The 16,322-nt window shown below is 34.1% G+C and carries 12 protein-coding genes; 5 read left to right on the top strand and 7 right to left on the bottom strand.

Features of this window, described 5'->3' with window-relative positions; translation table 11 throughout:
- The 3 genes from HMPREF2597_RS09125 to HMPREF2597_RS09115 all read right to left on the bottom strand — a co-directional run.
- The coding region (locus tag HMPREF2597_RS09125) for a hypothetical protein (protein ID WP_176747071.1) at positions 1 to 882 on the bottom strand (882 nt) is incomplete at its 3' end.
- A gap of 229 nt (positions 883 to 1,111) precedes the next feature.
- Positions 1,112 to 2,056 (bottom strand): DUF1672 family protein, encoded by a 945-nt coding sequence (locus HMPREF2597_RS09120; protein WP_002478628.1) that lies wholly within the window; start codon positions 2,054 to 2,056, stop codon positions 1,112 to 1,114.
- A 247-nt stretch (positions 2,057 to 2,303) separates the two neighbouring features.
- Positions 2,304 to 3,035, bottom strand: coding sequence for a M48 family metalloprotease (locus tag HMPREF2597_RS09115; RefSeq protein ID WP_002460433.1), 732 nt, complete (start codon positions 3,033 to 3,035; stop codon positions 2,304 to 2,306).
- Between the two features lie 279 nt (positions 3,036 to 3,314).
- On the opposite strand from HMPREF2597_RS09115, the gene HMPREF2597_RS09110 reads away from it, so the two are divergent.
- On the top strand, positions 3,315 to 3,596 hold the full coding sequence (locus tag HMPREF2597_RS09110) for a GNAT family N-acetyltransferase (protein WP_002478626.1): 282 nt from the start codon (positions 3,315 to 3,317) through the stop codon (positions 3,594 to 3,596).
- A gap of 329 nt (positions 3,597 to 3,925) precedes the next feature.
- A complete protein-coding gene (locus tag HMPREF2597_RS09105; protein WP_002478625.1) occupies positions 3,926 to 4,732 on the top strand; it encodes a VOC family protein in 807 nt (268 codons plus the stop codon).
- A 68-nt stretch (positions 4,733 to 4,800) separates the two neighbouring features.
- On the opposite strand, the gene HMPREF2597_RS09100 is transcribed toward HMPREF2597_RS09105, so the two are convergent.
- Positions 4,801 to 6,294, bottom strand: coding sequence for an aldehyde dehydrogenase family protein (locus HMPREF2597_RS09100; RefSeq protein WP_002460439.1), 1,494 nt, complete (start codon positions 6,292 to 6,294; stop codon positions 4,801 to 4,803).
- Positions 6,295 to 6,693: 399 nt separating this feature from the next.
- On the opposite strand from HMPREF2597_RS09100, the gene HMPREF2597_RS09095 reads away from it, so the two are divergent.
- Positions 6,694 to 7,527, top strand: a complete 834-nt coding sequence (locus HMPREF2597_RS09095) for a YSIRK-type signal peptide-containing protein (protein ID WP_002478624.1) — start codon at positions 6,694 to 6,696, stop codon at positions 7,525 to 7,527.
- 196 nt (positions 7,528 to 7,723) lie between these two features.
- Here HMPREF2597_RS09095 and HMPREF2597_RS09090 read toward each other — a convergent pair whose 3' ends face one another.
- Positions 7,724 to 8,383 carry an NAD(P)H-dependent oxidoreductase gene (locus tag HMPREF2597_RS09090; protein WP_002478623.1) on the bottom strand — a complete coding sequence of 220 codons (660 nt, stop codon included), beginning with the start codon at positions 8,381 to 8,383 and terminating at the stop codon, positions 7,724 to 7,726.
- A gap of 353 nt (positions 8,384 to 8,736) precedes the next feature.
- On the opposite strand from HMPREF2597_RS09090, the gene HMPREF2597_RS09085 reads away from it, so the two are divergent.
- Both HMPREF2597_RS09085 and tnpA read left to right on the top strand, forming a co-directional pair.
- Positions 8,737 to 9,729, top strand: a complete 993-nt coding sequence (locus HMPREF2597_RS09085; RefSeq protein ID WP_002460442.1) for a D-lactate dehydrogenase — start codon at positions 8,737 to 8,739, stop codon at positions 9,727 to 9,729.
- Positions 9,730 to 9,926: 197 nt separating this feature from the next.
- Complete coding sequence (tnpA, locus tag HMPREF2597_RS09080) at positions 9,927 to 10,409, top strand: IS200/IS605 family transposase (RefSeq protein WP_002478621.1); 483 nt, start codon at positions 9,927 to 9,929, stop codon at positions 10,407 to 10,409.
- Between the two features lie 124 nt (positions 10,410 to 10,533).
- Here the strand turns inward: tnpA and HMPREF2597_RS09075 are convergent, their stop codons facing one another.
- Both HMPREF2597_RS09075 and HMPREF2597_RS09070 read right to left on the bottom strand, forming a co-directional pair.
- Positions 10,534 to 11,331: a Cof-type HAD-IIB family hydrolase gene (locus HMPREF2597_RS09075; RefSeq protein WP_002460443.1), complete on the bottom strand. Its 798-nt coding sequence runs from the start codon at positions 11,329 to 11,331 to the stop codon at positions 10,534 to 10,536.
- 196 nt (positions 11,332 to 11,527) lie between these two features.
- Positions 11,528 to 16,322 (bottom strand): LPXTG cell wall anchor domain-containing protein (locus tag HMPREF2597_RS09070; protein ID WP_141760439.1); only part of this gene is annotated, 4,795 nt, incomplete at its 5' end.

The following is a 16,322-nucleotide window of genomic DNA, read 5'->3' as shown; positions in this document are numbered from 1 at the left end:
TTTGCCATCTCCACCTAATTCACTTGGAGACACACCATCTTTATAAAAATACATTGCTTTTAATCCGGGTAATTTTTTCATTGTGTCATTCGTTGGCATTTGTAAATCCCACGAATATTTATTAACGTTATCCACAGTTTTTTTATTATAGTACGCAATAAAATTAAACTCAGTTTGCTTTTTAATTTCAGGGTATTTTATTATTAAAGAATCAAACTGTTGATTAAATACGTCACCTTCCATTTTCATTAATGGCTTGAAATTTTGCTTAAACTCATCTAATCCTTCTATTCCAGGTGTTTTAACATTTAAGTACTGTTTGGTAACACCATTAAATTCTTGTTTTTTTTCAAGTTGCTCGTTCATGGCATAGTAACCATTTTTTTCAACCTCACTCTTGAATTTTAACCGTGCTTGTTCAATGTCATATTCATAGCGTTTATACATTATTGCTGCAACTGCGGCAGATGTTTCGTTTTCATGTCCGGGAGTAAACGTCGTAATAACTATCTTTCCATTGGATTCAGCAAAAATTAATCTTAGTTGAAATGGCACATCATATTTAACTGTACCAACTACTACTAAACCATCAGATTGATTTTTCTCTCCAAATCCATATGAATTTGTGTAAGCTTTAACTAAATTGATTTTACAGTCAAGACCAAATACTTCTTTCACATATTTTTTGTATTTTTTCTCGGCTTCTGCTTTATATTTTTTTAAAAAGATTTCATTTCGTTCTTTATGTTCACCAATATATTTGCCATCATAATCTTTGACGCTTACTGTTTTCGGTATATCTTTCGTTTGATCTTTGTCCATAGAAGCACAACCTCCTAAAATAAGTGATGCACATAATACTGTACTTATTAGTTTTCTCATATATTTAGCAATCCCCTATTCTGCGTGTATTGTTTGATATGTATATAAATGGTTTAATTTTCTTTTTTAATATATATTTATTTTATTAAAAAGGGTTGATGATAGCAATTGAAATTTTGTCATTATAGTTCCATCCGCTACTTAATTCAATAACATCTAAATATGTTACATATTTTTTCACTTTCAATAACTATGATGTCCATTCATTCGTACCTCAACTATTTCTTTGTCAATTCTTTTCTTTTTTAATTCTATCCCATTCCCCTCCAATCATGGATATATCTTTTGTTTGTCTTTTTAATTTGCCATCTCCACCTAATTCACTTGGAGATACACCATCTTTATAGAAGTACATCATCTTTGTTCCTGGTATTTTTTTCATCGTGTCATTCGTTGGTATTTGTAAATTCCATGAATATTTATTTACATCATCTTTTGCTTTCTTATTGTAAAAAGCAATAAATTCAGTTCTCATTTCATCCATCAATTGTGGATACTTTCGACTTAAGATATCTATACGTGTATAAAAAGATTTGTCTTTAACATTAAGTAAAGGTTTGAAATCTTTTTTGAAATCATTAAGTCCTATAGAAGTATTTGTTGAAAAATTTAAATAAGGTCTTGTGACGCCTCTAAATTCTTGTTGCTTCATTAGTTTGTTATTCATTGCATAATAACCCTGCTTTTCTACTTCTTCTTTGAATTTCATACGTGCATTTTCAATATCATTTTCATAGCGTTTAAACATAAGTGCACTGATGGCAGCTTTTAACTCATTAGATTGATCAGCAGTGATTGTACTATATCCTAAGTGACCTTTAGATTCTTCAAAGTTTAAATTAAAATTAAATGGAATGTCATAGTCTACTGTCCCCATTACAGTTAATCCCTCAAAAGGTTTCCCTCCGGTAGACGTAGTGTATGAATACACTTTAATAATTTTTACATCTTTATTAAAAACTTCTTTCACATATTTTTTGTATTTTTTCTCGGCTTCTGCTTTATATTTTTTTAAAAAGATTTCATTTCGTTCTTTATGTTCACCAATATATTTGCCATCATAATCTTTGACGCTTACTGTTTTCGGTATATCTTTCGTTTGTTCTTTGTCCATGGAAGCACAACCTCCTAAAATAAGCGAGGCACATAATACTATACTTGTTGTTCTTTTCATATATTGGTCATCTCCTCTATTATGTTAGTATTGTTTGAGTCGACCTATAAAACTAACGTAAGTTGATATTTGTATTTTATAAATATTTTATATAAAAAATTAAGACTGGCAATTGGAATTTTATGCATGAGATAAAAATTGGACAGCATATAAAGTAAAAACTAACTTTATATACTGCCCTTAATGATTCAATAATGATAGTACTAAATTACCATGTACTTGATATTATGATAATTTGGCGCAAATTTTATATATTCAAGTGATTTAAGCGTTGTTGAAGTGATGGATGTGTTGACATCAACTTTACCTTTGTATCCTCCATAATACCGAGCGCAATAAACTTTTCGAAAGCTTGGCGTTGTGCTGTCTTTGATGTAAATTGTGCAGCAAAGCGATCACATTTTAGCTCTTTAAGACGCGCATAATGGAAAAATAAGAAAAATCCAGAAATATAGAGTGATAACACAATAACTACAAATATTAACAACAATAAAACATTGTTAAAATGAATTGTACGACTAACTAATAATGCAATAATTGGTATAAGTGCGACAACAACTGAGCGCATTAATCTTAACTTTAAAATATCATGATCTTTAATATGACTATATTCATGTAGGATAAAAAACTTTAGTTCCTCTATTGACAATGCTTGTTCAATACGTCTATCTATTGCGATAACTTTACGATGTCCGCTTCCTGAAGCAAATAAATTAGGTTTAAATGGTAATTCTCCAATATATGTGGTTACTTGTTGTGTTTCCATCTCTGGTATATGTTGTTGCAACCACGTACGATCAACCTCTGTGCGGTTGCTTAAAAATAAATACATATACGGACTGATAAATGCATATCCAACTAATCCGAATGCAAAAATAAACAAATAGCGTATTTCCGTTTGTCCAAGAAGTGAAACTTGTATTACGTCAAATTTTATTAATATAACTAAGCTTAAAAATATAATTGCAATGAGCCTCATTTTAATCCTCTTTCTTAGGGAAGATAATATTTAATACAACCTTTTAAATTTACATATGTGATTTATTATATAGCGACAAAAGAATTTAAATGCTTATGTATGCATCCTGTTGATAATGATACACACATACTACTTATTCATAATACAATCATATCGATTACACTTGTCATTTTAAATGTTTTCTTAGCGCAATTCAATGTCCTAAAATGGTTGAGCCATGTTTAATTTATACCAAAAGTGATACATATATAATATAAAAAATATTAAGGAGTGATTACGATGGACAATACGATTAAACAAGGTCATAATCAGTTCTATATTGGAGAATCTAAAGACAACGCTCAAGCTGTTATTACGTTTAAACAAGTAGATAATAATGAAATTGATATTGACCATACCGGTGTACCTGACGAATTAGGAGGTCAAGGTATTGGAAAAGAACTAGTAGCAGCAGTTGTGAACTATGCTAGAGACAATCAATTGAAAATTATCGCATCTTGCCCATTTGCCAAACATGTATTAGAAACTAATGATGATTACCAAGATGTCTATCTTGGCTAATACAAATCATTGACTCAATAAAATATATTTCAAAATAGTGCATTAAGTGTCGTCTCAACTTAATGCACTATTTCGCTTTCATTGTAAATATTATAAAAATAATATGTCTTTATCGCTTGAAGCCCCATATTTTTCCTTTTTCTAACTACGTATTTCTTTATTGAAACAATACTAAGTTTCATTTACTTAAAAACCTGTATTATCAACCACTTGCCTAAAAATGTATAAACTTTGAAACTTCTATCTTGTACTTTTTATATCACAAGAGTATATTTAATATACTAGATATAAATTATAAATAAAATTATCACTATAGGAGGCAATACATGATGACTTCATTCCATACCATTGAAGCAACGCACGTAACAAATATCACATTAAATGTCGCTGATTTAGCTAAAATGACAACTTTTTACAGCACTATTCTTGGTTTTTCAATAAAAACACGCAGCGAAGAACGTACTATCTTAAATGTAGGCGCAAACGGTCATACTTTAACTTTAAATTATTTAGCTGAAGGACGACATCCTAGTTTCCGAGAAGCTGGTTTATTCCATATTGCTTTTTTATTACCTAGCCGCGCTGATTTAGCCAATTTCTTGTATCATGTTAGCCGGTTAAATATCGCTGTTGGTGGTGGAGATCATCTCGTAAGTGAAGCACTCTACTTTAATGACCCTGAAGGTAATGGCATCGAAGTATACCAAGACCGACCAAGTGACCAATGGCAATGGAATGATGATTTCGTAAAAATGGATACGTTAGAAGTGAATGCTGATGATTTAATTGCACAACGTACTAATTTAGGTTGGCAAGGCTGGCCTGCAAATGGGAAAATCGGGCACTTACATTTAAAAACACATGATATAAAAGAGGCATATGATTTCTATGTTTCACAACTTGGATTAGCACATATTTCTAAATTCCCACAAGCATTGTTTATGTCAACACAATATTATCATCATCATATCGCTGTGAATATGTGGCAATCAAACCAGAAAAGAATAAGTAATACGGAAAGTTATGGCTTAGTCCATTTTGATATTTATAAACCCAATGCTGAAGAAACGCACGTAACATCACCCGAAGGCTTCGATATTACAATTCATAGTGATACCAGCACGGTTGCAGGATAGTATAAAAAAACAGAACGCATAAAGCGCTCTGTTTTTATGATGTCGTATTACAATCATAATAAATTATATTAATATAAACCTTTCGTTTGATTGCTTGTATCGATAAAGATGTTTTTAACTTGTTGATAGTTTTTAATCGCATCTTTATAAACTTCACGACCAATACCGGATTTTTTATATCCACCAAATGGCGCACCGGCTGGAATTTGGTTATACGTATTAATCCAAATACGTCCTGTTCTCATTGCTTTAGCGACATTTAAAGCACGGTTGAGATTTGTCGTAAAGATACCACCAGCTAAACCGTATTCCGAGTCATTAGCGATTTGAATCGCTTCATTTTCATCTTCAAATTTTTCTACAACTAATACTGGTCCAAAAATTTCTTCTTGTGCCAATTTATGACTATTATCTTTTAACTCAATGATTGTAGGTTCAAAGAAATATCCTTTATCGCGACCATTATCAGTTAGACGATGGCCACCTGTTAAGATAGTTGCACTGCTATCTTCTTCTGCAATTTTAATATAGCTTTCAATTTTTTCTATTTGATCTGGCCCAGTTTGAGCACCCATTTTAATATCTTTATCGAAAGGATCGCCAACTTTGATATTTTCAAAAGCTTCTTTCAATTTAGGAATGACTTTATCATAAATTGAAGTCTGTACTAGTAAACGTGAGCCTGCACTACATACTTCACCTTGGTTAAATAAAATTCCAAGTTGTACACCTTCAACTACTTGATCTAAATTTGCGTCATCAAAGATAATGTTTGCACTTTTACCACCAAGTTCTAAAGTAGTAGGAACAATACGTTCAGCACCTGCTTTTGCTACGCCATAACCAACATCTGTTGAACCTGTAAATGATAATTTATCCACGCCTTCATGTTTAAAGATGGCATCGCCAGATTCAGAACCTTTACCAGTTACAACGTTAACTACACCTTTCGGTAATACGTCTTGGAACACTTTCGCAAGTTCTATGAGTGATAACGGTGTAGATGATGATGGTTGAATGACAACGGTATTACCTGCAGCTAATGCTGGCGCGAGTTTCCATGAAGATAATAGGAATGGGAAGTTCCATGCGACAACTGCTCCAACTACGCCGACGGGTTCATTTACAACTAAACTCATTGTATTGTCATCAATTTGATTAACACTACCTTCATCAGTTGTTAACACACTTGCAAAATATTTATACTGATTTGCTGTTTGAGGAATATCAATCGTAGACGTTTCACGGTACGGTTTACCGTTTTGTAACGACTCAACAGTCGCAAAATGTTCTTTTTTTTCAAGTATGCGACGACTAATTTCTAATAAATAGTCCGCTCGTTCTTCTTTAGAAATTTTACTCCAGCTGTCAAAAGCATCCTGAGCTGCTTTAACCGCTTTATCAACATCTGCTTGATTGGCTTTAGCTACTTGTGCTAATGTTTCTCCGTTAGCTGGATTAGTTACGTCTAATGTTTCTCCACTATCACTTGCTTGAAATTCTCCATTGATAAATAAATCATATTTTTCATCTATAAAATCTCTTATATTTACATTTGACATTGGTCATCATCCTTTACTTAGAATTTATAAAAGGCCATGTGCAATACGTTCGATGCGGTAAAGCCTGTAGAAAATAATGAAAGCGTTTTCTACGTATTTAGTATTTTACCTTTTCTGCGTAAAAAATAAAAACAACTTGCTTATAACGTATTACCAATTTAGCCGTACTTAAAACATGATGATATGCTAACTTTACATTAATACCTTATATTTTAATTATGCTTATAAATTTAAAAAGCTATTAAACTGCTAACTATACTATATTTTATTTCACTGTCTTATGGTAAAATGGTTATAATTATATAAAATATTTATATAGTGGCGTCCTTACATTTATTCCAACTAGAAAGTAGTAGCAAACATGTAAGGCATTATTAAATCATATTAAGGAGTGATCATGTGAAATTTTATCAACAACAGCGTTTTGGAATTCGTAAATTTGCAATAGGAATAGGATCAGTTGCCCTAGCAACAGTAGTATTTTTAGGAGCGAATCAAGATGCGTATGCTTCAGAAACTAGTCGTACAGCTACAGAACAAAATCAAAGTCAGGCTCAGCATCAGGCAAATACTCAAAATCAACACACATCTGGTAAACATACATCAGAAGTCGATATTACAAGTCCATATGGTAAAACAACAGACATTATAGAAAAAAATAATTCAAATCAAAATAGTAGTTCACACAGCAAAACTGAAATTATTTTAGGCTCTACAGATGGTGAATGGCTCATCAATGACATAACGATTATCAATAGTGAAACGCATCACACAAGTCAAAATAATCACTCTAGTCACAATATTAAAACCGAAAAACAATCTACATCTAAAAAAATTCAACATACTGGCAGTAGTGTTAAAACTGTAAGTCAACAAAGAACAAGCCAATCTCGTTTAACTAAACAAGCTGTTCAACATCAAAGTCAAAAACAAAACGTCGAGAAACATAGTAAAATAGTTAATCCATCGACAGCAGCAGTGAATGTGGAACAACCTTTTAATCCTTCACAACATAATGAATTAAATCACACTCATCAAACATTAATCAATCAAACTAAAAAGCCGACAGTTACTCACGCTACTTCATCAAATATGACTGTCACAGCACCGATTACTCATAAAGCATTACCAAATACAGGTAAAGAAGAAACGCCCGAACATAGTATGGCATTAGCTTCAATACTCGCAGTACTTGGCTCAGCACTCTTTATGCGCCGTCGAAAACACATATAATACAAAACAGTCTGGGGCATCATTTTGTTTTAGGCTATGATATATATATGTATTGGCAGTAGTTGACTAGATAGAAAATACGCTTATACTAAGCTTTTTTCAATCCTAGTCAACTTGCCGGAGCGGGACTACGAATTCATTATGAATGCTGTCCCGCTCCCTTACTTAATCATTTAAAATGCTATTACATCATTACTTATTTAACCCATTCAATGACATCTGTTGCTGGCTGACGTACTTTTCCTTTTGGCTCATCTTTTCTATAACCAAAGGCCACCATAACTGAAGGTGCAAAATGCACTGTATCAATAACGCCCTCATCTTGTAATATTTCCGTCACTTTATCCAAATCGAAACCTTCCATTGGACATGAATCAATTCCGAGTAATGCTGCTGAAGTCATCATGTTTGCTAAGGCTATATATGTTTGTTTGCTAGCCCAATCCAACAAAGTACGTTCGCTATCATTTATATGAAAATTTGTTTGGAAATCATTGAACTTTTGTTCAACTGCTGGGATGGTATGTGTATCATATTTCTTAATGTCTCTGAGGATATGTTGAACATAGTCCGACTGTGCCGTAACATTTTTACGAGCCAAAATAACAACGAAACGACTAGCTGTATCAAGTTGTTTTTGTGCACCCCAACTATAAGGTTTAAGTTTATCCTTTAGTTCTTGACTCTCAATGACAACAAATCGCCATGGTTCTAATCCAAGAGAACTCGGTGACAGCCGTCCTGACTCTAAAATCGTTTGCATATCTTTATCGCTAACTTGTTTTGATGAATCAAATATTTTCGTCGCATGGCGAAAATTTAATGCATTAATAATTGTTTCATTCATTTGTGACATGATAAAGCCTCCTGAAATAGTAGTGTGACTTAAATTATAAAATATATAATCAGTACAAAAAAGTATTGTGATTATCCAATTATTTAAAACCCACATACCACTATGGCAAAATACAAAGCAAGAATTATAAAATATGTGTAAATATTTTCATATTGTTGCTTTGGTACAATTTTATAACAAAAAATGTGATGCAAACTATTGATTTGTGAAATAATTCACAATATAATAATATTGTAGGTAAGAGACTTGTAGACACTATAACACAAGCCAATATTATTACAGCTTACTTATATATCGTATAACGTCTTATATTTATATAACTATATCATCTAGGAACAGGAGAGATTATTTCAATGACAAAAATTATGTTTTTCGGTACGCGTGATTATGAGAAAAAAGATGCTTTAAATTGGGGTAAAGCACACAATGTTGAAGTCGTTACTTCAGAAGAAATCTTAAGTGCTGATACTGTAGATCAATTAGAAGGATTTGACGGTGTTACAACAATGCAATTTGGGAAACTAGAAGATTCTGTTTATCCTAAATTAGAAGGATATGGAATTAAACAAATTGCACAACGTACTGCTGGTTTTGATATGTATGACTTAGATTTAGCTAAAAAACACGGCATTGTTATTTCAAATGTACCAAGTTATTCACCTGAAACAATCGCTGAATATTCTGTATCTATAGCTTTACAATTAGTACGTAAATTCCCATTAATTGAAAAACGCGTTCAAGCACACAACTTCAAATGGGCAGCACCTATTATGTCAACACCGGTTAAAAATATGACAGTTGCAATTATTGGTACAGGACGTATCGGTGCAGCAACAGGTAAAATTTATGCTGGCTTCGGTGCTAAAGTAGTAGGCTTTGATGCATATCCAAATCACTCTTTAGATTTCTTAGAATATAAAGACTCTGTGGAAGAAGCAATTAAAGATGCAGATATCATTTCATTACATGTACCTGCAAACAAAGAAAGCTTCCATTTATTCGATAAATCAATGTTTAGCAAAGTGAAAAAAGGCGCTATTTTAGTAAATGCCGCTCGTGGTGCTGTTATCGACACACCAGCTTTACTTGATGCAGTCAATGATGGTACTTTATCAGGTGCAGCAATTGACACTTATGAAAATGAAGCAGATTACTTCACTTATGACTGGACAGGTAAAGATGTTGACGATCCAACATTATTAGAATTAATTCGTCACGAAAATATTTTAGTAACACCACACATTGCTTTCTTCTCTGATGAGGCAGTAAGAAACCTTGTTGAAGGTGGATTAAATGCTGCGTTATCAGTCATTGAAACTGGTAAATGTGACACTCAATTAAACTAATATAGATTAAATTTAATATATACAAAGCGCTAAACAAGCGATATGACTTGTTTAGCGCTTTTTTGTAAAAAGAAAACCATACGCTATGCGTATGGTTCAGAAAAGGTTCTACCATTGTCACAAAAAATGCATCTCTTCGTACTAGAATTAATATTGGTCAGCCAACCAAAATAATCAACACGAGGAGATGCTATTTAATGTCATCCGACACAAACAGTTTAGCACATACAAAATGGAATTGTAAGTATCATATCGTCTTTGCTCCTAAATACAGAAGACAAGTGATATATGGAAAAATAAAAAAAGATATTGGAATGATTTTGCGTCAATTGTGCGAAAGAAAAGGCGTAGAGATAATTGAAGCAGAGGCATGTAAAGATCATATTCACATGATAGTTAGTATACCGCCAAAAATAGGTGTATCATCATTTGTTGGCTATTTAAAAGGAAAAAGTAGTTTAATGATATTTGATAGACATGCCAACTTGAAATATAGATATGGAAATAGAAAGTTTTGGTGCAAAGGATATTATGTAGATACTGTAGGTAGAAACAAAAAAGTAATTGAAAATTATATACGAAACCAATTACAAGAGGATATCGTTGCAGATCAAATCACAATGGAAGAATACCTAGATCCGTTTACAGGAGAAGAAATTAAAAAAAGAAAGAAAAAATAGTAACCCTTTAGGGTTGCTGGAATAGTAGTGCAGTTGGCTGACTTATCAGTGCCCTTTTAGGACTGGCCAGTATGAAAGGCTTATAGCCGCAGAACAAACCACCCGTTCACACGGGTGGTTTTGATTAAGATAAGACCACATCATCTATAACCTGTAATACGCCTTGTTCATCATTGCTTGGCGCAACTGCATGCGCTATATCAAATAATTCAGAATCATTACTATTAGCCATCACATAACTATAATGGGCCAATGCCAGCATATCTTTATCATTATTAGCATCTCCAAAAGCCATGAGTTCACTAGGTTTGATATGCCACTTTGTTAACAAACCTTTAAGCGCTTCCCCTTTTGTCATACTAGGCATAATTACGTCAATACTATCATGCCCACTCGATACTAAACTTGCAATATACTTAAAGCGTATAGCCATATCTTCATCAAGCGTAGGATGCGTTGTCCGATTGATATTAAAAGCAATTTTTACATAATCATCGTCTGGTAATACGTTAAACGAATCAATTTCCTCCAATTGGTGATAATAAAAGTGCGCATTCTCTTTAAAAGGTTGTGACGTATCCTTTAAAATATAAGCACTTTTTAAGCCACATATAATAAACTCTCGAAGTCCTTGTTCTAACATTAAATATTGCACCAAAGATTGGTAGTCTTGTATATCAAAACTCTTATAATCATATAAGCTGTTGCCTTGATAAATCACAGCACCATTTTCTGCAATAAAATACATCTCTTTATCACCAAAAATAGATCTAAGCTTTGCATATTGATTTCCACTTGCTGCTATAAACTTAATATTTTTATCTTGAAGTTTCTGAAATTGTTGATTAAATCTTACTTCATCATAATGTTTTTGACTGTCTAAAAATGTCCCATCCATATCCACAGCAATCGCTTTAATCATAAATGAATGATGCCTCCTATACCTTTCACAATTTTTCACTACTAATTATATAGTGTCTATACGTCATCATGAAGTAACGACTATCATTATGAAACTATGTTCAGATTATGAAATCACTTTCATAAGTGAAAAAAAATAAAAGCTCCCCCTCTATAAAGAGAGGAAGAGCTTTTTTAAATGGTTATATGATACTTACTTATTTAACGTTTTTGCGACGAAAAGCACTAAGAAGTAAGATACTACCAACAAGAGTCATTAAATATGCTAATGATAATGATGTTGTTTCACCAGTTTCAGGTAGAGCATAGCGTTTTGTAACAACATCTCTATATTGAGCCATTGCTTCAGTCATTGTATAGCCATAACCATGATATGATACATGACGGTTATATGCTTGATGTTGTACTGCTTGATGAGCGTAGTTAGCATGTGCTTGTCCGTGATCATATTGACTATGAGTATAGTTTTCATAATGACTGTAATGTTGATGTCCAGCGTTACCTTGATGTCCTACAAAGTTATTAACACCATGATGTGAATGTTGTCCATTAAAGTCATGTTGTCCTTTGTAATGGTTGTGGTAGTTATTATAACCTCCATTAAAGTCTTGATGTTGATGGTTATATGATTGATGGTTTGTGTGTTGATGTGTTTTTGTGATTTCAATTGGTTTTCTTGGAATTACAATACTTGGATGATTATTGAAATCAATATGCACATTACCTGCTTGATCAATATAATAATATTTGATTGTTGCACGTGTGCCTTGGATACATGGAACACAAACTTCTCGACCATCAGCTAAGATAATCACAGTATTTTTATCTTGGTCAATGTAATAATGTTTAACTGCAGAAGGTGTTGGTTTAACATCTTGTTTTTGAATTTGTTTTGATGCTTCAATAACTACTTTTCTACCATCACTAAAGATAATAATTGTATTGCCTGATTGATCTTTTTGAATATCTTTTACTGTAACTGAATGTCCGTTTTGACCTCCAGGAATAGTAATTGTGTGTCCATCACTAAATTCAATGATAGTGTTTCCATCTTTAGTTAATTTTTGACTTACAATATGAATAGACTGACCATCTTTACCGTTATAGCCATTTTGGCCGTTATAACCATTTTGACCATTGTAGCCATTATTACCATTGTAACCATTTTGACCATTATTTCCGTCACGTCCGTCGCGGCCATCTCGACCATCTCGTCCATCACGGCCTTTTTCTATTGTAATTGTATTACCATCACTAAAGACTACAACCGTATTGCCTGATTGATCTTGATGGCTTTCTTTTACTGTAACTGAATGTCCATCTTGACCTCTAGGTATAGTGATTGAGTTTCCATCACTAAATTCGACAATTGTATTGCCTTCTTTAGTTACTCTTTGACTCACAATTGTAATTGATTTGCCATCTTGACCGTCACGTCCATCGCGACCTTTTTCTATTGTAATTGTATTACCATCACTAAAGACTACAACCGTATTGCCTGATTGGTCTTTATGACTTTCTTTTACAGTGACTGAATGTCCATCTTGGCCTCTTGGCACAGTAATTGTATGTCCATCACTAAATTCAACAATTGTATTGCCTTCTTTAGTTACTCTTTGACTCACAATTGTAATTGATTGACCATCCTGACCTTTTTCACCACGATCACCTTTATCACCTTTTGGTATTGTGATTGAATGTCCATCTGTGAATTTAACAATTGTTCCACCTTGAGCATCTTTTGTTATTTCTTGAATGCTAACTGAGTGTCCATCTTGACCTTTAGGAACTGTAATTGTTTTGCCATCACTGAAGTGGATAACTGTGTTACCAGCGCCATCTGTTGTTGTGTTCGTTACGGTAATTGATACGCCATCATGACCATCTCGTCCATTTTGTCCATCGCGACCTTTTGGTACGGTTACTGTTTTACCGTCGCTGAAGTGGATAACTGTATTGCCAGCACTATCTGTTGTTGTGTTCGTTACGGTAATTGATGTGCCGTCTTGACCTTTATCACCTTTCTCACCTTTTGGAATAGTGATTGAGTGGTTATCAGTAAATGTTACAACTGTTTCACCTTGAGCATTTTTAGTGATTTCTTGAATACCTATTGAATGTCCGTCTTGGCCTTTTGGTACAGTGATTGAATGACCATCACTAAAGTGAACTACTGTATTACCAGCTTGATCTGTTTCAGTTCTTGTGATTGTGATTGATGTGCCGTCTTGGCCTTTATCACCTTTCGCGCCTTTCGGTACGGTTACTGTTTTACCGTCACTAAAGTGGATAACTGTATTGCCGTCTTTATCTAATTCGGTATTTGTTACCGTTATTGATGTGCCATTTTGACCGTCTTGGCCTTTTGGTACAGTGATTGAATGACCATCGCTAAAGTGAACTACTGTATTACCAGCTTGGTCTGTTTCAGTTCTTGTTATTGTGACTGATGTACCGTCTTGGCCTTTATCACCTTTCGCGCCTTTCGGTACGGTTACTGTTTTACCGTCACTAAAGTGGATAACTGTATTACCGTCTCCATCTGTTGTTGTATTAGTTACTGTTACTGACGTTCCATCATGTCCATTTTCACCATGATCACCTTTATCACCTTTTGGCACAATAATTGAAGTGTTATCTGAGAAGACAACTTTACGGTCACCATTTGGTTCAATTGTATTACTAATAATAGTTATAGATTTGCCATCTTGGCCTTTGTCACCTTTTGGTATTGTAATTGATTTTCCATCTGTAAATGTTACAACTGTTTCTCCAGTAGGTTGTTTTGTAATGTTTTGAATACCAACTGATGTACCGTCTTGACCTTTAGGAATTGTAACAGTTTTACCATCACTAAAGTGAATTACTGTATTACCCGCACTATCTGTTGTTGTACTTGTGATACTAATTGATGTACCATTTTGACCATCGTGACCATTTTCGCCTCGGTCACCTTTTTCGCCTTTTGGTATTGTTACTGTTTTACCATTTGTAAATGTGATTACTGTATCACCTTGTGGGTTTTTAGTAACACTTTGAATATCGATGGCATGTCCGTCTTGACCTTTAGGAATTGTAACAGTTTTACCATCGCTGAAGTGAATCACTGTATTACCTGCACTATCTGTTGTCGTACTTGTAATACTAATTGATGTGCCATTTTGGCCATCGTGACCATTTTCACCTCGATCACCTTTCGCGCCTTTCGGTATTGTTACTGTTTTGCCATCACTAAAGTGAACAACTGCGTTTCCGTCTTTATCTAATTCAGTATTAGTTACTGTAATTGATGTACCATTTTGACCGTCTTGACCTTTTGGTACAGTAACATTACGACCATCACTAAAGTGGATAACTGTGTTGCCAGCGCCATCTGTTGTTGTACTTGTAATCGTAATAGATTGACCGTCTTGACCTTTTTGACCATTTTCGCCTCGATCACCTTTTGGTATTGTAATTGATTTTCCGTCTGTAAAGGTTACAACTTTATCACCAGTAGTTGACGTTGTAATTGTTTTAATACCAATTGATGTGCCGTCTTGGCCTTTTGGTACAGTTAATGTTTTGCCATCACTAAAGTGAACGACTTTATTTCCATCATTATCTGTATCAATTGTAGTAATACTAATTGATGTGCCATTTTCACCTTTGTCGCCTTTTGTACCTTTTGGTATCACAACTGTTGTGTTATCTGAGAATACAAGTTTGCGATCGCCATTTGGTTCTTCTGTATTACTTGTGATTGTAATTGAATGACCATCGGCACCTTTAACACCTGCGTCACCTTTTTCTCCTTTAGGTATCGTAATAGATTTTCCGTCTGAGAATGTTACAACAGTTTCACCATTTGGTTGTTTAGTGACATTTTGTATTGTCACTGATGTTCCGTTTTGACCTTTTGGTACAGTTACATTTTTACCATCACTAAAGTGGATGACTGTATTGCCCGCACCATCTGTTGTAGTACTTGTAATTGTAATTGATACACCATCGCGTCCGTTTTGACCATCATGTCCATTTTCGCCTCGGTCGCCTTTTTCACCTTTTGGTATTGTTAATACTTGACCATCCGTGAAGGTTACAACTTTTTCACCAGTAGTTGATGTAGTAATTGATTTAATACCAATTGATGTGCCGTCTTGGCCTTTTGGCACGGTTACATTTTTACCATCACTGAAGTGGATAACTGTGTTACCTGCAGCATCTGTTTCTGTGCGGGTAATTGTGATTGATGCACCATTTTGGCCATTGTCGCCTTTATCACCTTTCGCACCTTTTGGTATCACAACTGTTGTGTTATCTGAGAATACAAGTTTGCGATCGCCATTTGGTTCTTCTGTATTACTTGTGATTGTAATTGAATGACCATCGGCACCTTTAACACCTGCGTCACCTTTGTCGCCTTTTGGTATTGTAATAGTTTTGCCATCTGAGAAGGTTACAACAGTGTCGCCATTTGGTTGTTTAGTGACATTTTGTATTGTCACTGATGTTCCGTTTTGACCTTTTGGTACAGTTACATTTTTACCATCACTAAAGTGGATGACTGTGTTGCCAGCGCCATCTGTTTCTGTGCGAGTAATTGTAATTGATGTACCATCATGTCCGTTATCTCCACGGTCACCTTTGTCGCCTTTTGGTATCACAACTGTTGTGTTATCTGAGAATGTTAATTTGCGATCGCCATTTGCTTCTTGTGTATTACCTGTAATTGTAATTGAATGACCATCGGCACCTTTAACACCAGCATCACCTTTGTCTCCTTTTGGTATCGTAATCGATTTGCCATCTGAGAAGGTTACAACAGTGTCACCATTTGGTTGTTTAGCTATATTTTGAATTGTCACTGATGTGCCATTTTGACCTTTTGGTACAGTTACATTTTTACCATCACTGAAGTGGATGATTGTGTTACCAGTTGCATCCGTTTCTGTACGAGTAATTGTAATTGAATGACCATCTTGACCATTGTCGCCTCGGTCACCTTTTTCG

The sequence above is a fragment of the Staphylococcus sp. HMSC063A07 genome, from assembly GCF_001836955.1.
Taxonomy (GTDB): Bacteria; Bacillota; Bacilli; order Staphylococcales; family Staphylococcaceae; genus Staphylococcus; species Staphylococcus lugdunensis.
The sequence above is the reverse complement of the archived record's forward strand: the minus strand, read 5'-3'. Positions and strand labels throughout refer to the sequence as shown.